This window comes from Streptomyces flavovariabilis, from assembly GCF_000725785.1.
GTDB classification, from domain to species: Bacteria; Actinomycetota; Actinomycetes; order Streptomycetales; family Streptomycetaceae; genus Streptomyces; species Streptomyces hawaiiensis.
In genome coordinates, this window is the sequence record NZ_JNXD01000004.1 from 124,322 (window position 1) to 150,137 (window position 25,816).

The following is a 25,816-nucleotide window of genomic DNA, read 5'->3' on the forward strand; positions in this document are numbered from 1 at the left end:
CGTCCGGTGGTCTATCCGAAGAGCTTCTTGAGTTCGGCGTTGACCTTCTTCTCACAGGCGTCGAGCTGGGCCTTCGGGTCACCGTCCTTGCGGACGGTGTTGGCGATCACGTCCCAGAACGCGGCGATCATGGCCTGTGTCCAGCCGATGTTGTCGAAGTGGCCGAACTCGTTGAAGAGCTTGACGCCCTCGGCGGGCAGACCGGACTTCAGCTTGGTCGCGGACGCGGCGAGCGAGGTGCGCGGCGGGATGTGGAAGCCGTAGGAGGTGGCGAAGTCCTCCTGGTGCTTCTTCTGGTCGATCCACAGCCACTTGACGTATTCCTTGGCCGCCTCGACGTTCTTGCCCTTGGCGTTGACGAACATCGACCAGCCGCCGTTGTACACCGACTGCTTGCCGGCCGAGCCGACCTTCGGGAACGGGAAGATGCCGATGTCGTCGCCGAGCGCCTTCTGCATGGCCGGCATGGCCCACATGCCGCACCACTGGATCGCCGTCAGGCCCTGGATGAAGGCCGACGGGTCCCACGAGTCGGCGGGGGCGTCGAGGAGCAGGTTGCCGCTGGTGAACAGGCCGCGCAGCTGCTTGAGGCCCTCGGCGACAGCGTCGGTGTTGAAGGCGGGCTTGTTGTCCGCGGTGAGCGTGTCGGCACCGGCCGACCAGATCAGCGGGCGATCCACCGAGGTCAGGTCGTTGCCGAGGAAGAGGCCCTTGACCTTGCTGGTGGTCAGCTTGTCGGCGGCCTCGATCAGCTCTTCCAGCGTGGTCGGAACCTCGACCCCGGCCTTCTTGAACAGCGACGGCCGGTAGAAGAGGAACTGCGGGTCGTCGATCATCCGGATGCCGTATATCTTGCCGTCGACCGTGTGCGACTTGATGTCGGCCTGGTTGAAGTCGTCCTTGACCGGCTCGATGATGTCGGTCAGGTCGGCCACCTGCCCGCTCTTGACGAGCTGGATCTGCGGGTGGAACTCGAAGACGTCCGGCGCGTTCTTGGTGAGCAGTGCGGCGAAGAGCTTCTGCTCGTAGTTGTTGCCGGTGATCCACTGCGTGGCGACGTTGGCGTCCTTGTACTCCTTCGCGTAGCGCTTCACGGCCTGCTCGACGCCGGCCTCGCCGTAGGCGTGGAAGTACTGGACGAGGGCGTCGCCCGACCCGCCGCCGCTCCGTCCGGTGTTGCCGCCGCACGCGGCGAGTCCGCCGACGGCGGCCAGGCCCATCGCGGCCCGCAGTACGTTTCGGCGGTCCCAGTTCATGTTGCTCGATGCCGACATGCTGACGTCCTTGTCTCGAGTGCGGCTGCGGCTCTGCGGCTCACTGCCTGATGGCTCACGGCCCGGGGGCTCGCGCCAGATGGCTCAAAGAGAGGTGCGGTGCGGGACGCTAGAGCTTCGGCTAAGGCTTCGGCAAGGGGTTGGACGAAGTCTGTACGAAGCGTTGTGTCCGGTTCGCGATTTCGAACGCGCGGGGGGAGCGGAGGAGTTGGTTCCGCCGTTACGAAGGTGGGGTGGTGGTACGGCTCCTCACGGGGGCGGTGCGTTTGCCGTTCTTCTGCCCGACGGCCTGGAGCGCGCCCTCGAGCGCGAACGTCGCCGCGCCCAGGCACACCGGGTCGGTGGGGATGGGGGAGAGAACGACTTCGGTGGCGGCCAGGGGCCGTGGCAGCGCGTGCCGGGTCACGGCTTCGCGCACCTCGTGCAGCAGCGGCTCGCCCAGGGTGCGGGCGACCCAGCTGCTCAGCACGACGATCTCGGGGTTGAACAGATTGACCAGGTCCGCGACACCGGCGCCCAGGTAGCGCGCGGTGTCGTGGACGACCCGACGCGCCACGGGGTCGTCCGCCGCGACCCCGCGGGCCAGGGCGTCGATGGTCGCCGTCTGGTCGTCGGCGTGCAACAGTGCGCTGTCGGGGCTGAGTTCGCGCAGGTTCAGCATGATGCCGCGGGCGCCGACGTAGGTCTCCACGCAGCCGTGGTTGCCGCAGCGGCACAGGCGTCCGTCCAGCACCATCGTGGTGTGGCCCCACTCGCCGGCGCTGTTGCTGACCCCGCGGTGCAGGCCGCCGCCCAGGACCAGGCCGGCGCCCACGCCGGTGCCGAGGTTGACCACGACGGCGTTCCCGCGCCCGCGCGCCGCCCCGAACCACAGCTCGGCGACCGCGCTGGCGCGCAGCGGGTTGTCCAGGTACAGCGGGTAGGCGATGTGCTCGGTGAGCAGGTCGAGCAGCGGTACGTCGTGCCAGTCCCAGTTGGGCGCGTACTCCGAGATGCCGGTCGCGCGGTCCACCTGCCCCGGCACGCTCACGCCGACGCCGAGCACCCGGGCGCCCTCGATGCCGGCCTGCATGACCACCGAGCCGACGGCGGTGGCCACGTGGCCCACCACCTGCTCGGGCAGGCTCTCGCTGGGCCGGACGTCCTCCTCGGCGCGGGCCAGCACGTTCAGCCCGAGGTCGAACAGCTCGACGTGCACGTACGTCTCGGCGATGTCCACGCCGATCAGCGCGCCGCCCGAGGAGTTGACCGCGACCAGGCCCCGGGGGCGCCCGCCCGCCGAGTCCTCGAAGCCGACCTCGGTGATCATGCGGAGGTCGAGGAGCTCACCGACGAGGGTGGCGACCGTCGCGAGGCTGAGGCCTGTGGCCGCTGCCAGCTCCTGCCGGGAGGTGGGTGACTCCGCGATGATCTGGCGCAGCACCTCGTATCGGTTCGCGGTGCGGATGTCACGTGATGTGCGCTTCACCGGGGTGCCCCATTCCTTCCCAGACCGGCCGGGCCGGGTCGACGTCGGCACCGGCGCGGCGCAAGGCTATGGGCTGCCGGGACTTTCGACAAGGGGTTTGGAAAGGGGCTTTATAAAGTGCTCGCCCGGTGCGGACCGGGGTGACCGACCATGGCCTGCCCATGATGCCTCAGAGGGGGCCGGTGCGGTGTCGCATGCGGGTGAGGTGATCGCGGCGGTGTCGGACCGGGTGGGTCAGTCCCTGTCCTCGGCGGGCTCGCCCGCGGGGTGCGCCGCCACCTCGCCGGGGCGGCTCGCGCCGGCGACCGCGGCGGCCAGCTGCTGCTGCACCTGCTCCGGCAGGGTGCTGCCGTGCACGCTGCCCACCAGGTCCTGGGCCAGGTTGTGCAGCTTGATGTTGGTGTTCTGGGAGGTCTTCACCAGCACGCTCCAGGCCGCTTCGGGGCTCAGGCCGAAGGAGGCCATCAGGATGCCTCGGGCCAGGTCGATGGTGGGCCGGGTCTGCATGGCGCGGCGCAGCTGGGCGACTTCGGCGCGGAGGTCCTGGCCGCTCTCCTCCGGCGGGTCGGCGTCGGGCGCGGCCGGGCTGCTCTCCGGCGGGCCGGAGTCCGCGAACAGCTCCCGTGTGCCCGTCAGGTCGAGAAGGCGCTCCACCGCGACGCCGCAGGACCGGACGGTGACCGTCTTGCCCTGGTCGATGGCGCGGCTGCGCAGATCGAGCAGTGCGTTGAGGCCGGAGCAGTCGCAGAACCCGACCGCGTCCAGACGCAGGTCGATGCCGCCACCGGACAAGGTGAGCATGTCGTACAGCTCGGGCAGCAACCGTCGGCTGCCCAGGTCCAGTTCACCCCACAGCGTCACGGTCAGCCGGTCGCCGTCCGGAACGACGTCCATGGTCGCCATGCAGGGCGGGATCGCCGCCGGCGCACTGTCGCCCGCCGTGCGTAGGGCGCCCCCCTGCGTGTGAGACCGCGCAGAGTACGCAGGCTCCGGCATGGCCCTGTTCTCCCTTGCTCTGTCTTGCTCTGTTCGCCTTGCCTCCGCTTCCAGCGTTGCCCCTCTACCCCACACACGTCAACCGATACATGAAACGGAGTACGTGTTTTTGGGTGCGTGAATGTTCGGTCGCTAGAGTTGGGGGCATGGATGGAGTGCCCGAGCCACACACCGGATGGACGTTTCTCACCAACCATGCCCGTGTGCTGGCCGCCATTGCCGACAATCACAGTGCTCGTATCCGGGACATCGCGGCCCACTGCAGGCTCACCGAGCGAGCCGTGCAGAAGATCATCGCGGACCTGGAGCAGGACGGATACCTCTCCCACACCCGGGAGGGGCGCACCAACACGTACCGGATCGACCCCGGCAAGGTGCTGCGACACCCGGCCGAGGCGGGTCTGACCGTGGCGTCCCTGATGTCCCTGCTCGTCAAGGACGAGGCCGACCGCACCACGACCTCCGCCGCCCGCAGCCGCCCACACGCGGCGACCTGACGGCGGGCCTCGACCGGGGGCCGGCCACGACCGCGCCCCCCGACGGGCCACCCGCAAGCCACGGCCTGACCTGCGGCCCACACCAGCCACGGTTTGGTCGGCGGGCCACCCGCAGACACCGCCCGGTCGGCGGGTGGCGCGCGACGGCTGACCTCCGGGCCGTGCGCGCCATGTCCTGGCCGGCGGACTGCGCACGCCACGCCCTGCCCAACTGGTCACCGCACGCCACGGCTTGGCCGACGGGCCGCGCGCGCCGCTGCCGACAGGCGGCCCACGCTCGCCACGGCCGATCTGCGGCCCACGCTCGCCACGGCCGATCTGCGGCCCACGCTCGCCACGGCCGATCTGCGGCCCACGCTCGCCACGGCCGATCTGCGGCCTGTGCACGCGACGGTCTGACGGCGGGCCATCCGCCCGCCAGGCCCGACCTCCGGCCCACGCACGCCATGCCCGACCCTCCGGCCTACGCTCGCCACGGCCGATCTGCGGCCTGCACACACCATGGTCTGGGCGGGGCACCCGCATGCCACGGTCTGGCCGGCGGGCCCCCGCATGCCACGGGCCGCTGCGGCCCCGCATGCCACGCCGGGCCGGCAGACCACCCGCATGTCACCGCCCGGCCGGCAGGCCACCCGCACGCCACGGCCGATCTGCGGCCCCGCGTGTCATGCCCGGGCCGGTGGGGCGATCCGCATCAGGACGACCGGCCGCCCCCCGGTACCGCCTACGCCTGTGCGAGCACGCTCCGGACGAAGGGGTTGGTGAACTTCCCCCGGGGGTCCAGCTCCTGCGTCAGCGCCCGGAAGTCGTCGAGTCGCGGGTACAGCTCGCGCAGGGCGGAGGCGGGCAGGGTGAACACCTTTCCCCAGTGCGGCCGGGCGCCGAAGGGGGCCAGGGCCGTCTCGACCCGCCGCACCGCCGGGAGTACCGCCTGCGTGTCCTCCACCCACGTGAAGTGCGCCGCGACGGTGTCCCGGCCGTGGGAAGGGCTCAGCCACTGGTCGTCGCCGGCGATCGTGCGCACCTCGCAGGTCTGCAGGACGGGGGCGACGGTCTCCCGGATCGCGTCGAGCGCGTGCAGCATCTCCACGGCGTGCCCGCGCGGCAGCAGGTACTCCGACTGCAGCTCCGCCCCGCTGCTCGGGACGAACTCCGCCCGGAAGTGCGGCAATCGCTCGTGCCACGGCCCCGGAACGCCGAACTGCTCGGTGCAGTTGACCGCGGGCATGCCCGGCACCGGGTGCGTCTTCTCCGTGGCGGGCGCGGCCCAGGGGAAGGCGGGCAGCGGCTGGTCGGTGCGCCGCTTGAGCCACACTTGCCTGAAGCCCGGCTCCCGCCAGTCGGTGAACAGGCTGACGCTGTACCCCGTCGCCATCACCGTCTCGAACGTCCCCGAGTCCAGCCCCTGGAAGGGCAGTTCGGTGAACACGTGCTGCTCCACCTCGTAGGCCGGTTCCAGATCGAGGGTGAGCGCGGTGACGACCCCGAGCGCGCCGAGCGAGGTGACGGCCCCGCCGAACCGCTCCTCGTCCCGTCCTATGGTCACCATCGAACCGTCGGCCGTGACCAGCTCCACCTCGCGCACGGCCACCGAGAGCGGGCCGTTGAGCACCCCCGAGCCGTGGGTGCCGGTCGCGACCGACCCGGCCACCGAGATGTGCGGCAGGGACGCCATGTTGTGCAGCGCGAGTCCCTGCCCGTGCACGCGGCGGGCCAGCTCGGCGTAGCGCACGCCGCCGCCGACCCGGACCGTCCGGGCCGCCGTGTCGACGTCCACCTCCGGGGGCAGGTCGGCCAGCGACAGCAGGACGCCCTCGGGCCCCGGCTCGGCGATCTGGTTGAACGAGTGTCCGCTGCCCAGGACCCGCACCCGGTCGCCGTCCGCGACGAGCGCGCGCAGCGCGGCGAGCGAGCCGGGCCGGTGCAGTTCCTTGGCCGCGTAGGTGATGTTGCCCGCCCAGTTGGTCACGGTCCCGTTCATCGCTTCGTCCTTCCCCGAGGCAGCGGGGACCGGGAAGCCCCCGCCGGAACCTACCCCGGTCCGGTGTCCATTGCCGCTGCCGCCCGGCTCCGCCTACGGTAGGGGCCGTAGAGAGCGGTTACTACCCCGGTTTCCACCGCCGGTCTCCCGTCCCGGTTTCCGTCCGTGTCACGGGAGCCGTTCCAGCAGTGCCCCCCGCCGAGCCGGAAGGTCACCTCCTTGAGTCAGCGTCCCCAGGCACTGTTCGCCATGGCCGCCGAGAACGTGCCGCAGGTCTTCCCGCCCGAGGTGCTGGAGCGGCTGAGCGAGTCCGTGGACATCGATCCCGGCCTCGTGGCCGAGGACTTCACCGACCCGCGCGTCCTCGGCGCGCTGGCCCGGACCGAGATCCTGGTGACCGGCTGGGGGTGCCCCCGGCTCGACGAGGCGGTCCTCGACGCCGCTCCCCGGCTGCGGTCGGTGCTGCACTCGGCCGGCTCGGTGAAGTCCTTCGCCACCCCCGGGATCTGGCAGCGCGGCATCGCCGTCTCCTCGGCGGCCGTCGCCAACGCGCTCCCGGTCGCCGAGTACACCCTCGCCATGATCCTGCTCGCCGGCAAGGACGTCCTCGCCGCCCGCGACCGGATGCGCACGGCCCGCACCTCCGCCGGCTGGGGCGTCATCCCCGGCATCGGCAACTACGGTCGCCGGGTCGGCGTCATCGGCGCCTCCCGCATCGGCCGCCGCGTCCTCGAACTGCTCCGCCCCTTCGACCTGCGGCCGGCCCTCACCGACCCGTACGTCGACGAGCGGCAGGCCGCCGCGCTCGGCGTCCCCCTGCTGCCCCTGGACGAGCTGCTGCGCACGTCCGGCATCGTCACCGTCCACGCCCCGGAGACGCCCGAGACCCACCACCTGATCGGCGGCCGCGAGCTGGCCCTCATGCCCGACGGGGCGGTGCTGATCAACACCGCGCGCGGCGCGCTGGTCGACCACGACGCCCTCGTGGCGGAACTGCGCACCGGGCGCCTGACCGCGATCCTCGACGTCACCGACCCGGAGCCGCTTCCCGCGGACTCGCCCCTCTACGACCTGCCCGGCGCGTTCGTCACCCCGCACCTCGCGGGCTCCCAGGGCAACGAGCTGGCCCGGCTCGGCCTGACGGTCGCGCAGGAGGCGGAACGGCTGCTGGCCGGGGAGAAGCCCGCGTACGGGGTCGACTGGGCGTCGCTGGCGCGCGAAGCCTGACCCGCATCACCCAGCACAATGCCGCAAAGGGGGCATTCCCCCGGCTCGGGGGGACCCGGTACCGGCCGCGTACACCCATGGGCATACCGTGAGGAGTCGTACGTCCGAACCGGGAGGAGAGTCGGGATGGGCAGCCGTACCGCGCTGGTCGAGGATCTGATGGAGCGGTTCCCGCACGTACCGCGGGAGGCCGTCTTCAAGGAGGACCTGCTTCGCGGCGGCGTCGCCTTCGACCCGTCCGCACTGAGTGACAACGAGGGCGGCGAGGTCAAGCCGAAGTCGTACTTCATCTTCTCCTTCGACCACGGCACCCTGCCCGAGCTCGGCGAGGCGGCGCTGCGCCGGCCGCCCGAGGAGATCATCCTCACCGGCGGCCCCTACGACCTGCGCCGCACCGTCGTCTCGGTCCGCGTGAACCCGTCCTCGCCGTACCGCGTCGCCGCGAACGAGGACGGGGTGCTCGGTCTCTACCTCGACGGCAAGCGGATCTCCGACGTCGGAGTGCCGCCGATGCCCGAGTACTACCGGCACACCCTCGCCAGCGGGAAGTCGGTGATGGAGGTCGCCCCGACCATCCAGTGGGGTTACCTGATCTACCTGACCGTCTTCCGGGTCTGCCAGTACTTCGGCGCCAAGGAGGAGTGCCAGTACTGCGACATCAACCACAACTGGCGCCAGCACAAGGCCGCCGGCCGGCCCTACACGGGCGTGAAGGACGTCGAGGAGGTGCTCGAGGCCCTGGAGATCATCGACCGCTACGACACGGCGAAGGCCTCCACCGCCTACACCCTCACCGGCGGCGCCATCACCAAGACGGTCTCCGGCCGCGACGAGGCCGACTTCTACGGCCACTACGCCAAGGCCATCGAGGAGCGCTTCCCCGGCCGCTGGATCGGCAAGGTCGTCGCCCAGGCGCTGCCGCGTGACGACGTGCAGCGGTTCAAGGACTACGGCGTGCAGATCTACCACCCCAACTACGAGGTGTGGGACGAGTACCTCTTCAAGATGTACTGCCCGGGCAAGGAGCGCTACGTCGGCCGCGACGAGTGGCACAAGCGCATCCTCGACTCAGCCGGGATCTTCGGCGCGCGCAACGTCATCCCCAACTTCGTGGCGGGCGTGGAGATGGCCGAGCCGTTCGGCTTCAAGACGGTCGACGAGGCCATCGCCTCCACCACCGAGGGCCTGCGCTTCTTCATGTCGCACGGCATCACGCCCCGCTTCACCACCTGGTGCCCGGAGCCCACGACGCCGCTCGGCAAGGCCAACCCGCAGGGCGCGCCGCTGGAGTACCACATCCGCCTGCTCCAGGCGTACCGGCAGACCATGGAGGACTTCGGTCTCTCCTCGCCCCCCGGCTACGGCCCGCCCGGCGCAGGCAACGCGGTCTTCTCGGTCAGCTCCTTCATGGACAGCCTCCCGGCCGACGAACCCACCGCCGTTTGATAACACTTCGATCACGTCGTCCCTTCTGACGGCACACCGCTGAGTCGCAGGGCGGCCGCACCCGTATGGCACTCCGAGGCCGGAGCCATGGGGGTGCGGCCGCCCTGTCGTGATATCTGAACAGGGCGCTTGTCAGTTGTGTGGGAGGCGTGAAAAGCTCTTGCACTGCCGCGAGGTTCCCCCCAACTCCAATGCCGATGTGGTGAGTTGACCTCGCTTGTGGATGCAGGAGACTCATGCCCGACCTGCCGACCCCTCAGGACGCCACCGAGGCCGCGCTGTTCTCCGAGTGCTGGGACGCGGTCCTCGCGTACGCGGACCTGTGCACGTCCGGTTCTTCGGCCGCCGCACAGCTGGGCCGCGAGGCGTTCGCGCACGGCATACGCGAGGCCCGCGCCGCCGGCACCGGCCCGGTCCGCGGCACCGGCCGCCGCCCGGCCCGGCTGCCCCGCATACCCCTGCTGCTGACCTCCGTACGCACCACCGCCGCGGCCTGGGAGGAAGAGGGGCAGGGCCACAAACTCGACCCCGACCTGCGCCTGTGGCTCAACTCGGACAAGGCCGCCCGCTACACCGGCCCGCCCCTGCAGCGCCCGCTCGCGCTGCGCGGCCTGCGCGATCTCCAGCAACCCGACGCCGAACTGCTGTGGTTCGCCGAGGTGGAGGCCCTGCCACTGCCCGTGGTCGCCCGCCGCCTGGGCCTCGACCCGGCCGGTGCCGGCCAGGAACTCCAGCAGGTGCGCACCCTGTTCCGGGACCGCTGCCACCGCAACCACCTCGACACGCCGATGGACGCCCGGTGCCGCAGCTACGCCCGGCTGCTCGACGCCGTGACCCGCTCCTCCGAGGCCGAGACCCCCGGCGACCTCTCCCGGCACCTGGCCACCTGCGTGCAGTGCGCCGAAGCCGCCGCCTGCCTGCGCCTGCACGGCGGCGCCCTGCCCGGGGCACTGGCCGGCGGGGTGATCGGCTGGGGCGGCCTCGCCTACCTGGAGCGCCGCCGCCGTGCCGCCGAGGTGCGGCTGGGTGCCGGCCGCCCCGGCCCGGCGGACAAGGCGGCCGGAGAACCGGAGGACGGGGAGCAGAAGGCGCGCGTCGCCCGCAACGGCCTCCTCGTCGCCGCGGTCCTGGTCTCCGTGCTGGCCCTCGGCGTCTCGCTGATGCCCTTCGGCGGTGGCGACGACGACCTCGGCGCGCGCGGCGGCGACCGCCAGCCGGTGGCCGACCCCGCTCCTCCCCTGCCGTCCGCACCGTCCCTGCCGCCCGCGACCTCGAAACCGGCCGACCGGACCACCCAGGCCACGAAGCAGCCGGAGAAGCCCGGCACGTCGAAGGGCACCGACCGCCACACCGAACCGCAGGGCACCTCCTCGCCCACCGACCGGACCGAACCCGGCGAGAGCGCGGACCCCGCCTGCCGGGTCGAGTACGACCTGGTCAACCAGTGGCCCGACGGCTTCCAGGCCACCGTCACCGTCACCAGCACCGAGGCCCTCGGCTCCTGGCGCGTCGCCTGGTCCTTCCGGGACGGCCAGCGGGTGGGACAGATGTGGGACGCCTCCGTCGCCCAGGACGGCTCCCGCGTCACCGCCACCGCCGCCGACTACAACAAGTCGGTCCCCGCCGGCGGCGACCTGGCCTTCGGCTTCCTCGCCTCCTGGCGGGGCAAGAACTCCCCGCCGTACGACTTCGAGCTGAACGGCCACACCTGCGCGAAAAGCAGTTGACGCACCTCCGCCGTGACGGGATAGCGTGACGGCTGTCCGGCGCACACGGCGGTTCGTGCGCAGGGCGGTTCCGCGCACACGGCGGTGCCGCGAAGAGAAGACCCGAAGAGACAGGGAGGTGTTGACCGATGGCTGTCATTGCGATGGGCGCTGCCCGCATCCAGTTCATCCAGTCCACCTCCGTGGCCGCCGGCTGATCCGACCGACTGTCGGGCCGGGGGCCGACCTTGGAAGGGTCACCCTTGTCCTCCTCCTCCGCTTCATCCGTTTCCACCGCTCTCGCTCCCTACGGCTGGGACGAGGCCTGGGCCGAGGCGTTCACCCCGTACGAGACCGAAGGGCTGCTGCCCGGCCGGGTCGTCCGGGTCGACCGCGGGCAGTGCGACGTCGTCACCGCCGACGGGCTGCTGCGGGCCGACACCGCGTTCGTCACCCCGCACGACCCGCTGCGGGTCGTGTGCACCGGCGACTGGGTCGCCGTCGAACCCGGCGGCAACCCGCGCTACGTCCGTACCTGCCTGCCGCGCCGCACCGCCTTCGTCCGCTCCACCTCCTCCCAGCGCTCGGAGGGGCAGATCCTCGCGGCCAACGTCGACCACGCGGTCATCGCCGTGTCGCTCGCGGTCGAGCTGGACCTCGGCCGCATCGAGCGCTTCCTCGCCCTCGCCTGGGAATCCGGGGCCCAGCCCGTCGTCGTCCTCACCAAGGCCGACCTCGTGCCGGACGCCGTGACCCTCTCGTACCTCGTCCAGGACGTGGAGACGAGCGCGCCCGGCGTGGCCGTCGTGCCCGTCAGCTCCGTGGACGGGGCCGGGCTCGACGTGCTCGCCGCGATCGTCGGCGGGGGGACGTCCGTGCTGCTCGGGCAGTCCGGCGCCGGCAAGTCCACCCTCGCCAACGCGCTGCTCGGCGAGGACGTCATGACCGTCCAGGCCACCCGGGACGTCGACGGCAAGGGCCGCCACACCACGACCACGCGCAACCTGCTCGCCCTGCCCGGCGGGGGTGTCCTGATCGACACCCCCGGGCTGCGGGGCGTCGGCCTGTGGGACGCCGGAACCGGCGTCGGGCAGGTGTTCTCCGAGATCGAGGAGCTGGCCGGGCGGTGCCGCTTCCACGACTGCGCCCACGAGGCCGAGCCGGGGTGCGCCGTGCTGGCCGCCGTCGAGACCGGTGAGCTGCCGGAGCGGCGGCTGCAGAGCTACCGCAAGCTGCTGCGGGAGAACCAGCGCATCGTCGCCAAGACCGACGCCCGCCTGCGGGCCGAGATCCGCAAGGACTGGAAGCGGAAGGGGGCGATCGGCAAGGCCGCGATGGAAGCGAAGCGGGGACCGCACCGGCGTTCGTAACCGCTCCGCGTCCCGCCGTCCGCGTCCCGCCGTCCGGGTTCCCGGCCCGATCGCGGTGTCCGATTTCCGCCAGCGGCCGACCGGCCGACGGCGGAGACTGGACGGGTGACGAACCAGGGAACGGACGAAGACACCAGGTACGAGGCGGTGCGCAGCCGCGACGCCCGTTTCGACGGCGTGTTCTTCTTCGCGGTCGAGACGACGGGCATCTACTGCCGGCCGAGCTGCCCCGCGGTCACCCCGAAGCGGGCCAACGTACGGTTCTTCACCACGGCCGCCGCCGCGCAGGGCTCGGGTTTCCGGGCCTGCCGGCGGTGCCGCCCGGACGCCGTGCCCGGCTCCGCCGAGTGGAACGTCCGCGCGGACGTGGTGGGCCGGGCCGTACGGCTGATCGCCGACGGCGTGGTCGACCGGGAGGGCGTCGCCGGGCTCGCCGGACGCCTCGGCTACAGCGCACGGCAGGTGCAGCGGCAGCTCACCGCCGAACTCGGCGCCGGGCCGGTCGCCCTCGCCCGGGCCCAGCGGGCCCACACCGCACGCGTCCTGGTGCAGACCACCGAGCTGCCCATCACCGAGATCGCGTTCGCGTCGGGCTTCGCCAGCGTGCGGCAGTTCAACGACACGATCCGGGCGGTGTACGCGTCGACTCCGAGCGAGCTGCGCGCCGCCGCGCCGAAGCACGGCCGGGGCCGCCGCACGGCCACCCCGAACGCCGGCATCCCGCTCCGGCTCGCCCACCGAGGCCCCTACCGGGCCGGGCCCGTCTTCGACCTGCTGGCCCGCGAGGCCGTACCCGGCATCGAGGAGGTGAGCGGCCCGCCCGGCACCCGCACCTACCGGCGCACCCTGCGCCTCCCGTACGGCACCGGCATCGTCGCGGTCGAAGAGCGCCCCGGCACCGCCCGGAGCGGACTCGGCGCCCACCCGGGCGGCTGGCTCGACGCCCGGCTGCACCTCACCGACCCACGCGACCTGACCACCGCCGTCCAGCGGCTGCGGCGGCTGTTCGACCTCGACGCCGACCCCTACGCCGTCGACGAGCGCCTCGCCGCCGACCCGCGACTCGCACCCCTGGTCGCCGCCCGGCCCGGGCTGCGCTCACCGGGCACCGCCGACCCGGAGGAACTCGCGGTGCGCGCACTGACCGGCCGCACGGAGGCGGAACGGCTCGTACGCCGCTACGGCAAGGCCCTCGACGCCCCCTGCGGCAGCCTCACCCACCTCTTCCCCGAGCCGGCCGTCCTCGCCGGGGCCGAGCCCGGCGGCACCCTCGGCGCACTCACCGCCGCCCTCGCCGACCAGGCCGTCCGCCTGGACCCCGGCGCCGACCGGGACGACGCGCAGGACGCCCTGCGTGCCGTGCCCGGCCTGGACGCCCGTACCGTGGCCGAGATCCGCATCCGCGCCCTCGGCGACCCGGACGTGGCCCCGCCCGGCCTCGACGTCCCCGACAGCTGGCGCCCCTGGCGCTCGTACGCTCTGAACCACCTGCGCGCAGCAGGGGAGTGGGAGTCCCGATGACCTGCCCGACCTACTGGACGAGTGTGACCGGCCCTCTCGGGCCGCTGCTCCTCACCGCCGCCCCGGCCGGCGAGCTGACCTCCCTGTCCGTGCCCGGCCAGAAGGGCGGACGCGAGGTGCGGGACGACTGGCGGCGCGACCCCGGGCCCTTCCGGGAGGCCGAGGAGCAGCTCGCCGCCTACTTCGCCGGGGAACTGAAGGAGTTCCGCCTGACCTGGCGCACCGAGGGCACCGCCTTCCGGGAGAGGGTCTGGGCCGCGCTGGACGACATTCCCTACGGCTCGACCGCGACGTACGGCGAGATCGCCGCGCGCATCGGGGCGCCCCGGGCGGCCGTGCGGGCCGTCGGCGGTGCGATCGGCGCGAATCCGCTGCTGGTGGTCCGGCCGTGCCACCGGGTGATCGGCGCGGACGGCGCCCTGACCGGCTATGCGGGCGGTCTGGACCGCAAGGTCCGGCTGCTGACGCACGAGGGCGTGCTGCCCGCTTGAGGGCTCACCCCCAGAAGACCGCACCCACCCAGGCCGCCGCGATCAGCTGGCAGGTGAACAGTTCGGACAGGATGCCGGAGCCGCCCGCGCGCATGACCGTGCGCAGGGCGGCGACCGCGTCGGTGTGACGGCCGAGGCGGAGCCGTTCGAAGAGGTAGACACCCGCCAGGAATCCCGGGATCGCGCCCAGTACGGGGACCAGGACGAAGCCGAGGACGGAACCGGCTCCGGCGCAGGCCAGCATGCGGCGGGTGGTGCCGTTCATACGCAGCCGCCGGGGCGGCAGCGCCCAGCGGACGGCCTGGGAGACGAGCAGCAGCACGGTGGCTCCGACCAGCACCCACCACGCGACGGGCCGCGGATCCTTCAGCGCCCACCACATGACCGCGGCCCACACCAGCAACGATCCCGGCATGGCGGGCAGCAGCACTCCGCACAGCCCGAGCAGGATGACCAGCCCGACCAGCAGGAGGTCCCACACTCCCATCTGACCAGACTGCCGGAACACGCGAGAACGCGCAGGTCAGAAGCGTGGCCGGGGCTCAGACCCGCAGGTCAGCCGCTCGCGGCCCGCCGGGCTCCCGATATCGCATGACCGTTCTACAGCTCACTCGACGTGCCGTTCACCGTCCCGTGGCGGGGCGGTTTTTTCCACAAGCCCCGTTTTCATCCGGCTCGTGCGGTGGACAATTACGGGCATGAGCCAGCAGGGGGGAAGGCCCACCGGTCACGAGGACGACTGGTGGAGGGAGTTGTACGAGGACTCCACCGACGACACGGGCCCCACACCGGCGCGGGATTCCCTGGACGACCGGTTCGCTTCGGCGTCGGGAGCGGTGGGAGACGGGGCGGAGGAGCGGACAGGGCCCCCGGACCGGCCGGTGGGGCGGCCCCTCGGTGCGGAGCCGACGGTTCCGGCGCCCCGGAGCGGGGCCGATGACGTACCGGACCCGCCCCGGCCGCACGGCCGGTCCCCGCAGCGCGCGCCCTGGGAGCCGCCGCCGTCCGGGCCCACCGGGCCCGTGAGCTTCCCGGCCGCGGCGAAACCGCCGGGGCGCGCCGAGCGGAAACCCGACCGCACGCCCACGGACGAGCGTCCCCGCGACGCAGCCTCGCCGGTCAGCCCGGGTGCGTCCGCGGGTGAGCGCCGAGGTGACGGGGGCCCGCCAGCCGCCGCCCCCCGGCCACCCGCGGAGAACCCGAGGCAACCCCCCGCCCCGACGCCCCCCGCCTCACGGACACCCCCGGTCCCCCCGCCCCCCACGGCCCCTCCGACCTGGCCGGCCCCGGAGGCCGACCCGGCCCCTGTCGTGGGCCCGCCCGGGCAGCCTGCCCCTCCGGCCCCCGCCACCGCTCCCGGCGGGGCCGCGTCCCACCCGCCCGAGTCGGGCGGAGCCGCGTCACCCGCCACCGACCCGGGCGACGCCGCGTACCCGGCCTCGGCCGACCGGCCCCCCGTGCCGCCGCGCCCCACCGCCTCGCCCCCCGCGCCCTCACCCCCGGCCGGCCGGCGGCCCCGGCCTCCGGGCCCCGGCGTCCCGGCGGGACCGGCTGATCAGAAGCCTGTGCCTCCGCTCCCCGCCGAGCCGCCGGACGCGGTCCCGCGTCCCGAGGACCCTCAGGCGGTACTGCCACGCCCCGCCGGCCCCGCGCCCACGCCCCTCACCACGGATCCCCCGCCCGACCGGCCCGGCCCCCGGATCGAGCGCCCCGCGCCCACTCCCCGGTCGCGTGGCCACGTCGGAACCCGGCCGCCCACCTATGACGCCGAACCCACCGCTCTCCCGGCCGCCGATCCGGATGATCTCGACGACCTCGTGGCGGACACCGTGCTGGACGGGGCCCGGTACGGGGCCTGTACCTTGCGGGCCGTTTCCGTGCGGGGGGACTCCGCGCGGTACCGGGGCGAGCCCCGCAGGGATTCGCTGCTCACCGCCCGCTTCGGCACGGGGGAGCACGCGCTGCTGCTGGTGGCGATGGCGACCGGGGCCCGGGCCACCCCGGGTGCGCACCGGGCCGCAGCCGAGGCCTGCCACTGGATCGGGCGGGCCGTCGGACGCAGTCATGCCCGGCTGGCCGAGGACATAAGGGACGGTCGGCGCGGCGACCTGAAGTCCGGGCTGCACCGGCTCACCGCCCGCAGCCTCGGCAAGCTCCGGGCCAGCGCCTCCGAGCAGGGCGTCGACCCCGAGGAGTACGCGGCCAGCCTGCGCTGCCTGCTGCTGTCGGCCGACCCCGCATGCCGTACGCGCGTGTTCTTCGGGGTCGGGCCGGGCGGACTGTTCCGGTTGCGGGAGGGGGAGTGGCAGGACATCGAGCCGCAGGTCGCCGTGGTCAGGGGCGAACCCGTCGTGGGGTTCGGCTCGCCGCCCTCCGAGACCCCCGAGGGCGACCGGCTCACCATGGACCTGGGCATCCCGACCCCGCCCAGCCCGTACGAACCGGCCCCGGAGCCGCCCCGCGAGCCCTTCCGTTTCCGGACCTCCGTCGCCCGCCCGGGTGACACGCTCCTGATGTGCAGCGGCGGGCTCGCCGAGCCCCTGCGCGGCGAGCCCGAACTGGGCGAGTACCTCGCCGAGCGCTGGTCCCGCCCCGACCCGCCCGGCCTCGCGGCCTTCCTCGCCGACTCCCAAGTACGGGTCAAGGGTTATGCGGACGACCGTACGGCCGCCGCGGTGTGGGAGGCGTGAGCGCGACCGGTGTGACTTGATGGAACCCGGAGGGATCCCAGGAGACCGAAGGGGCAGACGAGAACCATGGCCAAACAGAACGTCGCGGAACAGTTCGTCGACATCCTCACCCGTGCCGGAGTCAAACGCCTCTACGGGGTCGTCGGCGACAGCCTCAACCCGGTCGTCGACGCCGTCCGCCGCAACTCCGCCATCGACTGGATCCACGTCCGGCACGAGGAGACCGCGGCCTTCGCCGCCAGTGCCGAGGCGCAGATCACCGGCGGGCTCGCCGCCTGCGCCGGCTCCTGCGGCCCCGGCAACCTCCACCTCATCAACGGCCTCTACGACGCCCACCGCTCCATGGCCCCGGTCCTCGCCCTCGCCTCGCACATCCCGTCCAGCGAGATCGGCCTCGGGTTCTTCCAGGAGACCCACCCCGACCGGCTGTTCGCCGAGTGCAGCCACTACAGCGAGATGATCTCCAGCCCGCAGCAGATGCCGCGGCTGCTGCAGACCGCCATCCAGAACGCCGTCGGCCGCAGCGGCGTCAGTGTCGTCACCCTGCCCGGCGACATCGCCGACGAGCCCGCCCCGGAGAAGGCCGCCGAGACCGCCCTCGTCACCTCCCGCCCGACGGTCCGCCCCGGTGACGCCGAGATCGACCGGCTCGCCGAGATGATCGACGAGGCCGGCAAGGTCACCCTCTTCTGCGGCAGCGGTACGGCCGGCGCGCACGCCGAGGTCATGGAGTTCGCCGGGAAGATCAAGTCCCCGGTCGGGCACGCCCTGCGCGGCAAGGAGTGGATCCAGTACGACAACCCGTACGACGTCGGCATGAGCGGGCTGCTCGGGTACGGCGCCGCCTACGAGGCCACCCACGAGTGCGACCTGCTGATCCTGCTCGGCACCGACTTCCCCTACAACGCCTTCCTCCCCGACGACGTGAAGATCGCCCAGGTCGACGTCCGGCCCGAACACCTGGGCCGCCGCTCGAAGCTGGACCTCGCGGTGTGGGGCGACGTGCGGGAGACGCTGCGCTGTCTGATCCCGCGGGTGAAGGAGAAGAAGAACCGCCGCTTCCTCGACCGGATGCTGAAGAAGCACGCCGACGCGCTGGAAGGCGTGGTGAAGGCGTACACGCGCAAGGTCGAGAAGCACACGCCGATCCACCCCGAGTACGTGGCCTCCGTGCTCGACGAAGTCGCCGCAGACGACGCCGTGTTCACCGTCGACACCGGCATGTGCAACGTCTGGGCCGCCCGCTACATCTCACCCAACGGCCGCCGCCGTGTCATCGGTTCCTTCTCGCACGGCTCGATGGCGAACGCGCTGCCGATGGCGATCGGCGCCCAGTTCACCGACCGCAAACGGCAGGTCGTGTCGATGTCCGGCGACGGCGGCTTCTCCATGCTGATGGGCGACTTCCTGACGCTGGTGCAGTACGACCTGCCCGTGAAGGTCGTCCTGTTCAACAACTCCTCCCTCGGCATGGTCGAGTTGGAGATGCTGGTCGCCGGGCTCCCGTCGTACGGCACCGCCAACAAGAACCCCGACTTCGCCGCGGTCGCCCGCGCCTGCGGTGCGTACGGGGTGCGCGTCGAGAAGCCCAAGGACCTCCCCGGGGCCCTGAAGGACGCCTTCAAGCACAAGGGTCCGGCCCTCGTCGACGTCGTCACCGACCCCAACGCGCTGTCCATCCCGCCGAAGATCAAGGCCGAGATGGTGACCGGCTTCGCCCTGTCCGCCTCCAAGATCGTGCTGGACGGCGGGGTCGGCCGCATGCTGCAGATGGCCCGGTCCAACCTGCGCAACGTGCCCCGGTTCTAGCTGTACGGCGTCCACGCGCGTGCGGAGGTCTCGTACACGTAGCGGGGCAGGCCCTTGATGCCGCTGGTACGGAACGGGCGGCCGTGGTCGTCGATCCGGACCGTGCCCGTGCGGCCCTGGGAGGACCAGTCCAGCTCCAGGTACCAGCGGCAGTCGCACGCCTGGGTCCTGGCGTTGACCAGCAGCACCTCGGGGTCCTGCGCGGAGACGCGGTAGGGCATGCGCACCGCCGGGATCGGCGTACCCGCGTCGCTCCCGGCGACCGCGCGGGCGATGGGGCGGTCCTTGTCGAGGTTCACGTCGAAGGAGCGCGGGGTGATCGAACCGCCGCAGCCCCGGCCCATGGCGTAGGCGTTGCCCTGCGCGGGTGCGGTGCGCCCCACCACGCGCACGCGCAGTGCCTCCAGCACGACCGCCGTGTCGGTGCGGCCCTGCACGGAGAGCTGTACGAGCGTCTCGCCGCCGTGCACGGCGTTCTGCGAGGCGGCCCAGACTGCGGCGTCCTGCGGGACGGGCGGCGGTGGCACCTGCCCGGGCGGCGCGGCGACGACGTAGTCGTGACCGCAGCCGAGCTTCCAGGCCTGGGAGTTGGCCGACCAAGTGAGGGGGACGGAGGGGGTGGCCGTGTCGGCGGGAGGGGTGGTGCGGGCGGAGGGCGAGGGGGCGGGCTTCTTCTGTTTCGGGGTGGCGGACGGTGAGGGCCGCTCGGGAGCGGGAGTGCTCCCGCTCGGGGTGGGGGAGGGGCCGCGCCGGTCCCAGGCATCGGCTTCCGTCGTGGACGTGGCCGGACCGGCCGCACGGGGCCGGTCGCCGCCGGACGCACGCCGCTCGTCCGGCAGCGCGGACAGGCTCCCGAGCGTCGCGAGCACCGCACAGGCGGCGGCCACCGCGACCGTGACGCGTCTGCGGCGGTACCAGGGGCGGTGGCGGAGCGGGGGCTCGTCGGCAGGGCTGTCGATGCCTTCGGGTGCGTCCCCCGGTTCGCCTGCGGCGACCGTGGACTCCTCCGCCGTGCCGGCCGCGCTCGCCGTACGAGGGCGCTGCCGCGCCGCCACCGCCAGGAGCCAGCGGCGGTGCAGCTCCAGACGTTCCTCCGCCGACGCCCCGCACAGGGCGGCGAAGCGCTCCACGGGCGCGAAGTCGAGCGGGACCGCCTCACCCGCGCAGTAGCGGTGCAGCGTCGAGGTGTTCATGGCCAGACGCCGCGCCAGCGAACCGTAACTGCGGTCCGTGCGCTCCTTCAGCGTCCTCAGCCGCGCCGCGAACTCCCCGACGTCGTCGACGTCGTCCTGTGCCGACACCGTTCCCCCGCCCTTGTGGTCCGACCCGGCCCGGAACGGCATCCCAGGCACCCCATGTACCTGCACGTCAGACGGGCTGGGATGGTTCCACCGTGCCGGATCGGATGCGAGCTGTTGCATCCGGGCGGTGGGACCGCTGATGCTCTTGGTGTCGCACCGAAGGCCCGGGCCGACCAGCCGGCCTCGCCGCCGCATCCACATCCACGCACTCGTCCCACGGGGGAACACCCATGCCCATGCGCATCCGAGCAAGCGCTCTCACCGCCCTCACCGTCGCCGCCCTCGCGGCGGGCACGGTCCTCACGGCACCGGCCGCCGGCGCCGCTCAGAAGGCCGCCGCGCCCAAGTTCCTGTCGGCCTCCCAGCTGCCGCCGCACCCGACGTCCTCCTGGACCGCCGGACCGGTCACCGAGGGGTTCCCGGAGGGACTCGGCGCCTGCGTGAGTACGGAGGGCGTGCTCGACTACGACTACCGGCACCGGGAGTTCCGGACCGACCTGGAAACCAGCGCCGTGCAGTTGACCGTCGTGACGGGCACAGCCACCCAGGCCAAGGCCCTGGCGAAGCACTACGACGACCTGATCCGCACCTGCGCCGACCGCATCGAGGAGAACTCCTCGGACATCGAGGCCGAGGGCCGGGACTACGGCACTCTGCCGGTCGAGGAGGGCGCCCGCGTCCGTGGCCTGCACACCGAGACGTCCTGGGGTGCCACGGACATCTCGCTGCTGTCCGTCGGACGGGACGGCAGGACCGTCACCGTCGTGAGCTGGGGCCAGATGGGCGACTTCGACGACGCCCCGGTGGCCGCCTTCAAGAAGACGACGACCACCGCCGTCAACAAGCTGTACTGACCGTCCCCGCCGGGAGACCGGGGCCGTCCTCCCGCCACGGGGGTGGGGAGGACGGCCCCGTACCGGTCGCGGCGGCCGTGCGGACCGTCGTACTTCGGCCAACTTCACCGCGGCGCCGCGCACCCGGGCCCACCGCCCCGGCCCTTCACCGCGTACGCAGGGATCGGCAGCCGGCCATCGGCCCATCGTCCGATCTCCGGCGGTCAGGATCCGCCCGAGGACGATGACCGGCTATCCTCTTGCCCCCCTGCCTTCCATCGCCGTACCGCCCACCGGCCCGCCGCCCCGGCCGCCCGCCCCGTTCCGGTGGCCGAACACCCGGTCGTTGACGATCCGACATGACTGCCGCGTTCCCGATGGGGCATGGATCCCCGTGAACATGTTCGAGCAGGAGGGGAACCGACATCGGCGCGCGGGCGGGGGTCATGGAGAGGCAGGCACGACGAGGCGGTCCCATAGCGATCGGGGGCTTCTCGGCGAAGGCGGTGGAGGACAGGACCGACGACGTCACGGAGCGGGATCCGGCACCGCAGTTGAAGCGCAGACTCGGGCGGGCGGACCTGCGGGCCGTCCCGGAAGCCCGCAGGGCCCTGCGGGAACTGCTCGGGCAGTGGGGGAAGCACGGGCAGTCGGATGTGGCGGAACTGCTCACCAGCGAACTCGTCACCAACGCGATCGTCCACACCGACCACGACGCGGTCCTCACGGCCACCGTCGGACCCCGCGGACTGCGGGTGGAGGTAAGGGACTTCGTTGCCCGCAGGCCCCGGCTGCGCGTACCGGTCGCCGACGACGGTACGAACGGCAGGGGCCTGTTCCTGGTGCAGTCCCTCGCGGACGCCTGGGGGATCCGGCCGCACGGAGTGGGCAAGGCCGTCTGGTTCGAGCTGGAGGCCGAGGCGGCGTGAACGCCGAAGGGGCGCGGCCCGCAGGCCACGCCCCTTCGCCGTGTCGATGCGGTTCGGCTAGCCGAACTGCTGCTCAAGGTCCTTGAGCTTGCGCTCCAGGGAGTCCAGACGCGGCAGCGCCATGGTGTCGTCCTCCGCGGTGAGGTCGACCGTCACCGGGTCAGTTCCTTTGCGTGCCGGCTGAAGGGAGGGACGCGAGCGCACGGGCAGGGGCTCCGGCGCGGATATGGCAGGCTCCGCGGAGACCTGCGAGGAGCCGCGCTCCACCTGCACCTCGAGCTGCCGTCCGGTACCACGGCCGAAGTGACCGCGGTGACCGCGGCTGATCGCCTTCAGCTGGGCCCGCTCCACGCGCTGCTGGTCGCGCCGCCGCTGCCGGGCCTCTTCCTTCTTGCGCTTGTCGTCGCGCACCTCGTCGACGGCCTCGTCCAGGCTGCGCACACCCTCGAGGAGCATCAGCGACCAGGCACGGTAGGTCTCCCGGGGGGCCCGCAGCCAGCGCACCATACGGATCTGCGGCAGCGGGCGGGGCACCAGGCCCTGCTCCCGCAGGGCGGCCCGGCGGGTCTGCTTCAGCGCGCGGTCGAAGAGCACCGCCGCCGACAGGGACATACCCGCGAAGAAGTGGGGGGCACCCGCGTGACCGGCGCCCCGGGGCGCGTGCACCCAGTTGAACCAGGCCGCGGCGAAGGCGAACGTCCAGACCAGTATCCGGGAGCCGAGAGCGGCGTCACCGTGGCTGGCCTCGCGCACCGCGAGGACGGAGCAGAACATCGCGGCGCCGTCCAGGCCGAACGGGACGAGGTACTGCCAGCCGCCGGACAGTCCGAGGTTCTGCTCGCCGAAGCCGACCAGGCCGTGGAACGAGAGCAGGGCGGCGACGGCCGCACAGCAGAAGAGGAGGAGGTAAGAGAGGGTGCCGTAGAGGGCTTCCTTGCGTCTGCGGCGTTCCTCGCTGCGCTCCCAGGAGTCATCCGCGCTCGTGTCCTTGACCGAGGAGCGCTTGCCGCGCGCGAGCACCGCCACCGCCGCCAGCATGCCCAGGAGGAGCACGGCGCCCGGAAGCAGCCAGTTCAGCGATATGTCGGTCAGTCTCATCTGGGTGGTCCCTTGCATTGGGATAGGGCGTAACGCCCGCCATAGTGGCCCAATCCCATCGGCCCTCAGGGGGTTTCGGGGCAAGAGGCCGCCAAGGAAGTGCAAGGAAATGGCCGGGGCGACGTTCTGCTCGAACTGCCGCTTGAGGGGCGGGAGTTGAGTTCGAACAAGACTACCCGTACGAGTGGTTCACCGGAAAGTTCCCGTGACGCGTGAGGAAGTTGCGAAGCGCCGGTGGGCGTGTGGGTGCCCGGTTTCGCGATGATGTTACGGGACGGCGGGGGCGATCGACCCCGCCCGTGCGCCACGCCCCTACGTCAACTGGCCGTGGCCAGCAGCTTGGTGACGCGCTCCGTGTCGCAGGTGCGCGGGCAGGTGGCGCAGGTGTCCTCCGGGCGCAGCGTGTAGAACATGCAGCAGCTCGCGCGGTCCCGGGTGAGCAGTGGCTCGCCGCCGGGGCCGGTCAGCTCGCGGAACGCCGCCGTGCCGACGTACGGCTTGGTCGCGCCCGGCAGGAGCAGTTCCAGTTCACGCATCGCACGCCGCTCCTCGATCTCGCCGAGCAGCTGGGCGATGTACCAGAGTCCTTCGACGATCTCGTCGGTCGCCATACCCCACAGGGCGCGTCCGCGGCGCCGCATCCGGGGGCCGAAACCGGCCAGGACCGGCTCCAGGTGCTCGGCGACCGCCGACCGCACCTCCGCCCGCAGCGCCTCCTCGTCGGGGACGACCCGGGCGCCGGGCAGCGTGGCCGCCTCGTCGCCGGGCAGGCAGGCGAAGCCGGCGGGGCGGACGGCCAGGTGCCCGAGGGCGTGGCCCGGGGCGGTGCGGTCGTAGGAGACGTGCGTCACGGGGTAGCGGGGGACCCGGCGGTGCAGGAACCACGGGACGGTGATCAGGAGGCAGGCGGGCCAGGCGTAGCGGTGCAGGCCGAAGCTGGCGACGACGTCGGGGCGGGCCTGCCGGTCGTAGTCCCGCCGGATCTGCTCCACGTCCCACGCCAGGAAGCGGTCGAGGGCGGGACCGGCGGCCGCGAGGTCGGCTGCCGCGGTCCAGCCGCCGCCCTGCGGCGTCGCGTCCTCGGCGTTCAGTTCGGTGACGGCGAGCCCCGGGAGAACCTCGGCCAGGCGGGTGTAGGCGCCGGAGACGGCCGAATGGGGCGCGGGCATGTGATCACCGATCCGTCGGGGGTGAAACGGGGCTCTTGAAGGTAAGCCTTACCTTACCCAAGATCTGCGGAAATTGAACTGAGATTTGAACTGGGGGCCGGGGCGCTTATGGTGCTTGACGGACGAGTAACAACCCCCCGTAATGACCCCAAGTACCGATACGTCCGGAGGAGGACCCGTGAAGCAGGGAGCGCAGGGCTCCGCGGAAACGGGGACTCCCTGGGCGGCGGTGCGGGGAGAGCACACGCACGGCGAGCCGCCCGGGCCGGTCGTTCCGCGGGCTCGGCCGGTTGTCCAGCGGGCCTCCGTACGGGGGCAGATCCTGGACGCGCTGCGTGCCGCGCTGGTGGCGGGGGACCTGCGGCCGGGTGAGGTGTACTCGGCGCCGGTGCTGGGCGAGCGGTTCGGGGTCTCGGCGACACCGGTCCGGGAGGCCATGCAGCAACTGGCCCTCGAGGGGGCCGTCGAGGTCGTGCCGAACCGTGGGTTCCGGGTGGTCGAACGGGGTGTGCGGGAACTGGCGGAACTGGCCGAGGTCCGGGCCCTGATCGAGGTGCCGGTGATGCTGCGGCTGGCCCGCACCGTCCCCGCCGAACGCTGGGCCGCGCTGCGCCCTCTCGCCGAGGCGACGGTGCGTGCGGCGTCCTCCGGCTGCCGAGCGACCTACGCGGAGTCCGACCGGGGGTTCCACCGGGCCGTGCTGTCCCTCTCGGGCAACGCGCAGCTGGTCCAGGTCGCGGAGGACCTGCACCGCAGGGCGCAGTGGCCGCTGGTCGGGGGTGGGCCGGGGGTCCGGGGGCGGGCCGATCTGGTGGCCGACGCGCACGAGCACACGGCGTTGCTGGACGCGCTGGTCGCGCGGGACCTGGACGTGGTCCGGGCGTTGGTGGGCGAGCATTTCGCGGGGGCGGCGGCTGCGGGCTAGCGGGCGGTCTTTCGCCTGATCGCCGGTGGGTGGGTCGGGGCCGCGTCGGGGGTGTCCGTCCCCGGAACGGCGCGATGGAGTTGCGAACCAACTAACTGTCCGTTGACGCGCCAACCAGCTGCGGGTGCGTGCCGCCCCCGCTGCGGGCATGCGTGCCGCTAAGGGCGGCACGGGTGGGCGCAGCGGCACCTCGTCGCGCCGAGTTGCGCACCCACCCGGCCTCAGCGGCAACGCCGGGTACCCCGCACCCCCTCAAGCCGTCGCAGCCGGCGGTACCGGCGGAGCCAACTGGCGGGCCAGCCACGTCGGTACGCCTCCCAGCAGGCGGAACAACCGCCGGGCCTCCTCGCGCAGGCGGGACGCCTCCGGCTCCGTCTCGGTGTCGGCGAGGGACACCAGCGCCGGAGCCGTGCCGATGAGGTACCCCAGCTCCTCCCGGATCCGCAGCGACTCCGTGAAACCGTGCCGCGCCTCCGCCAACTCCCCGTCCCGCAGGGCGAGTCCCGCCAGGTGACGCCACGTGAAGGACAGCAGCAGCGGATCGGAGTGCGCCGTCGCGCCCGCGTGGGCCCGGCGGTACGCGGCGCGGGCGGCCTGGGGCGCGCTCGTCAGGTTCTCCGCCAGGAGCCCGCGACGGAAGTCGAGCAGCGCACGCGCCGGAGCACCCGGAGGGATCAGCGCCGCCGCCCGCCCGAGCGCGGCCCGCGCCTCGTCGGACCGGTCCCGCACCGCGAGCAGCGTCGCCGCGTAGGCCAAGTACCCGCGTTCACAAGCGGCCGCTCCGCGTTCGTCGTCGCTGTGGGCCAGGGCCTCGGCCGTGCGCAGCGCGTCCTCGGCCTCCTCCCAGCCCTGCTCGGTGTACAGACACCGTTCCACCAGCAACGAAGCGCGCTGGAGCGCCGTCGCCGGTGTGGCCGGCAGCAGCAGGGCGGCCGCGTCGGCCCAGCACCCGCGGGAGCGCAGCCGCCATACCGCGGTCTGGAGGGGATCGTCACCGGCGGTCGTTCCGTTACCAGACATGGCGGTATGCGCCACGTTGCCCTCCCCGAGCACGCCATCGAGCTGTTGAGTGGTGGCGGCATCTC

At 72.7% G+C, this 25,816-nt stretch carries 21 protein-coding genes; 12 read left to right on the forward strand and 9 right to left on the reverse strand.

What is annotated here, in order from left to right:
• Positions 1 to 11: 11 nt before the first annotated feature.
• From IO24_RS0109755 to IO24_RS0109765, 3 genes are all read right to left on the reverse strand, one after another.
• The gene (locus tag IO24_RS0109755) at positions 12 to 1,274 is read right to left on the reverse strand and encodes an ABC transporter substrate-binding protein (protein ID WP_031134023.1); all 1,263 of its coding nucleotides are present in this window, start codon (positions 1,272 to 1,274) and stop codon (positions 12 to 14) included.
• Positions 1,275 to 1,494: 220 nt separating this feature from the next.
• Entirely contained in the window at positions 1,495 to 2,742 is a 1,248-nt protein-coding gene (locus IO24_RS0109760) for an ROK family transcriptional regulator (protein ID WP_031134025.1), read from the reverse strand.
• A 234-nt stretch (positions 2,743 to 2,976) separates the two neighbouring features.
• The gene (locus IO24_RS0109765; protein ID WP_420823234.1) at positions 2,977 to 3,636 is read right to left on the reverse strand and encodes an ANTAR domain-containing protein; all 660 of its coding nucleotides are present in this window, start codon (positions 3,634 to 3,636) and stop codon (positions 2,977 to 2,979) included.
• A 248-nt stretch (positions 3,637 to 3,884) separates the two neighbouring features.
• Between IO24_RS0109765 and IO24_RS0109770 the strand changes: the two genes are divergently transcribed.
• On the forward strand, positions 3,885 to 4,235 hold the full coding sequence (locus IO24_RS0109770; protein ID WP_031134029.1) for a helix-turn-helix transcriptional regulator: 351 nt from the start codon (positions 3,885 to 3,887) through the stop codon (positions 4,233 to 4,235).
• A gap of 724 nt (positions 4,236 to 4,959) precedes the next feature.
• Here IO24_RS0109770 and IO24_RS0109775 read toward each other — a convergent pair.
• Positions 4,960 to 6,216, reverse strand: a complete 1,257-nt coding sequence (locus IO24_RS0109775) for a D-arabinono-1,4-lactone oxidase (protein WP_031134031.1) — start codon at positions 6,214 to 6,216, stop codon at positions 4,960 to 4,962.
• A 219-nt stretch (positions 6,217 to 6,435) separates the two neighbouring features.
• Between IO24_RS0109775 and IO24_RS0109780 the strand changes: the two genes are divergently transcribed.
• The 6 genes from IO24_RS0109780 (at position 6,436) to IO24_RS0109805 (ending at position 13,977) form a co-directional block, all read left to right on the forward strand.
• The gene (locus IO24_RS0109780; protein WP_031134033.1) at positions 6,436 to 7,443 is read left to right on the forward strand and encodes a hydroxyacid dehydrogenase; all 1,008 of its coding nucleotides are present in this window, start codon (positions 6,436 to 6,438) and stop codon (positions 7,441 to 7,443) included.
• Positions 7,444 to 7,569: 126 nt separating this feature from the next.
• The gene (locus tag IO24_RS0109785) at positions 7,570 to 8,889 is read left to right on the forward strand and encodes a radical SAM protein (protein ID WP_031134035.1); all 1,320 of its coding nucleotides are present in this window, start codon (positions 7,570 to 7,572) and stop codon (positions 8,887 to 8,889) included.
• Positions 8,890 to 9,125: 236 nt separating this feature from the next.
• Entirely contained in the window at positions 9,126 to 10,616 is a 1,491-nt protein-coding gene (locus IO24_RS0109790; RefSeq protein ID WP_031134037.1) for a cellulose-binding domain-containing protein, read from the forward strand.
• Between the two features lie 242 nt (positions 10,617 to 10,858).
• Positions 10,859 to 11,965 (forward strand): ribosome small subunit-dependent GTPase A, encoded by a 1,107-nt coding sequence (gene rsgA, locus IO24_RS0109795; protein WP_031134039.1) that lies wholly within the window; start codon positions 10,859 to 10,861, stop codon positions 11,963 to 11,965.
• 105 nt (positions 11,966 to 12,070) lie between these two features.
• Complete coding sequence (locus tag IO24_RS0109800) at positions 12,071 to 13,486, forward strand: DNA-3-methyladenine glycosylase 2 family protein (protein WP_031134041.1); 1,416 nt, start codon at positions 12,071 to 12,073, stop codon at positions 13,484 to 13,486.
• Positions 13,483 to 13,977, forward strand: a complete 495-nt coding sequence (locus tag IO24_RS0109805; protein WP_031134043.1) for a methylated-DNA--[protein]-cysteine S-methyltransferase — start codon at positions 13,483 to 13,485, stop codon at positions 13,975 to 13,977. The genes IO24_RS0109800 and IO24_RS0109805 overlap by 4 nt, the downstream gene beginning before the upstream one ends.
• 4 nt (positions 13,978 to 13,981) lie before the next feature.
• On the opposite strand, the gene IO24_RS0109810 is transcribed toward IO24_RS0109805, so the two are convergent.
• Positions 13,982 to 14,464: a DUF456 domain-containing protein gene (locus tag IO24_RS0109810; protein ID WP_031134045.1), complete on the reverse strand. Its 483-nt coding sequence runs from the start codon at positions 14,462 to 14,464 to the stop codon at positions 13,982 to 13,984.
• Between the two features lie 211 nt (positions 14,465 to 14,675).
• Here IO24_RS0109810 and IO24_RS46280 point away from each other — a divergent pair, with 211 nt between their 5' ends.
• Complete coding sequence (locus tag IO24_RS46280; RefSeq protein ID WP_078965988.1) at positions 14,676 to 16,667, forward strand: protein phosphatase 2C domain-containing protein; 1,992 nt, start codon at positions 14,676 to 14,678, stop codon at positions 16,665 to 16,667.
• Positions 16,668 to 16,733: 66 nt separating this feature from the next.
• The gene (locus IO24_RS0109820) at positions 16,734 to 18,476 is read left to right on the forward strand and encodes a pyruvate dehydrogenase (protein WP_031134049.1); all 1,743 of its coding nucleotides are present in this window, start codon (positions 16,734 to 16,736) and stop codon (positions 18,474 to 18,476) included.
• On the opposite strand, the gene IO24_RS0109825 is transcribed toward IO24_RS0109820, so the two are convergent.
• A complete protein-coding gene (locus IO24_RS0109825) occupies positions 18,473 to 19,819 on the reverse strand; it encodes a helix-turn-helix domain-containing protein (RefSeq protein WP_476718214.1) in 1,347 nt (448 codons plus the stop codon). The two genes, IO24_RS0109820 and IO24_RS0109825, sit on opposite strands and share 4 nt — an antisense overlap.
• 188 nt (positions 19,820 to 20,007) lie before the next feature.
• Between IO24_RS0109825 and IO24_RS0109830 the strand changes: the two genes are divergently transcribed.
• Both IO24_RS0109830 and IO24_RS0109835 read left to right on the forward strand, forming a co-directional pair.
• The gene (locus IO24_RS0109830; RefSeq protein WP_031134053.1) at positions 20,008 to 20,631 is read left to right on the forward strand and encodes a hypothetical protein; all 624 of its coding nucleotides are present in this window, start codon (positions 20,008 to 20,010) and stop codon (positions 20,629 to 20,631) included.
• A 425-nt stretch (positions 20,632 to 21,056) separates the two neighbouring features.
• Positions 21,057 to 21,539, forward strand: coding sequence for an ATP-binding protein (locus IO24_RS0109835; RefSeq protein WP_234335230.1), 483 nt, complete (start codon positions 21,057 to 21,059; stop codon positions 21,537 to 21,539).
• Positions 21,540 to 21,596: 57 nt separating this feature from the next.
• On the opposite strand, the gene IO24_RS0109840 is transcribed toward IO24_RS0109835, so the two are convergent.
• Together IO24_RS0109840 and IO24_RS0109845 are read right to left on the reverse strand one after the other, a co-directional pair.
• Complete coding sequence (locus IO24_RS0109840) at positions 21,597 to 22,637, reverse strand: DUF2637 domain-containing protein (RefSeq protein ID WP_031134057.1); 1,041 nt, start codon at positions 22,635 to 22,637, stop codon at positions 21,597 to 21,599.
• Positions 22,638 to 22,954: 317 nt separating this feature from the next.
• Entirely contained in the window at positions 22,955 to 23,806 is an 852-nt protein-coding gene (locus IO24_RS0109845) for a (2Fe-2S)-binding protein (protein WP_031134058.1), read from the reverse strand.
• 142 nt (positions 23,807 to 23,948) lie between these two features.
• Between IO24_RS0109845 and IO24_RS0109850 the strand changes: the two genes are divergently transcribed.
• Complete coding sequence (locus tag IO24_RS0109850) at positions 23,949 to 24,731, forward strand: GntR family transcriptional regulator (RefSeq protein ID WP_031134059.1); 783 nt, start codon at positions 23,949 to 23,951, stop codon at positions 24,729 to 24,731.
• Between the two features lie 252 nt (positions 24,732 to 24,983).
• Here IO24_RS0109850 and IO24_RS0109855 read toward each other — a convergent pair whose 3' ends face one another.
• Positions 24,984 to 25,751 carry a hypothetical protein gene (locus tag IO24_RS0109855; protein WP_045296263.1) on the reverse strand — a complete coding sequence of 256 codons (768 nt, stop codon included), beginning with the start codon at positions 25,749 to 25,751 and terminating at the stop codon, positions 24,984 to 24,986.
• Positions 25,752 to 25,816: the final 65 nt, after the last annotated feature.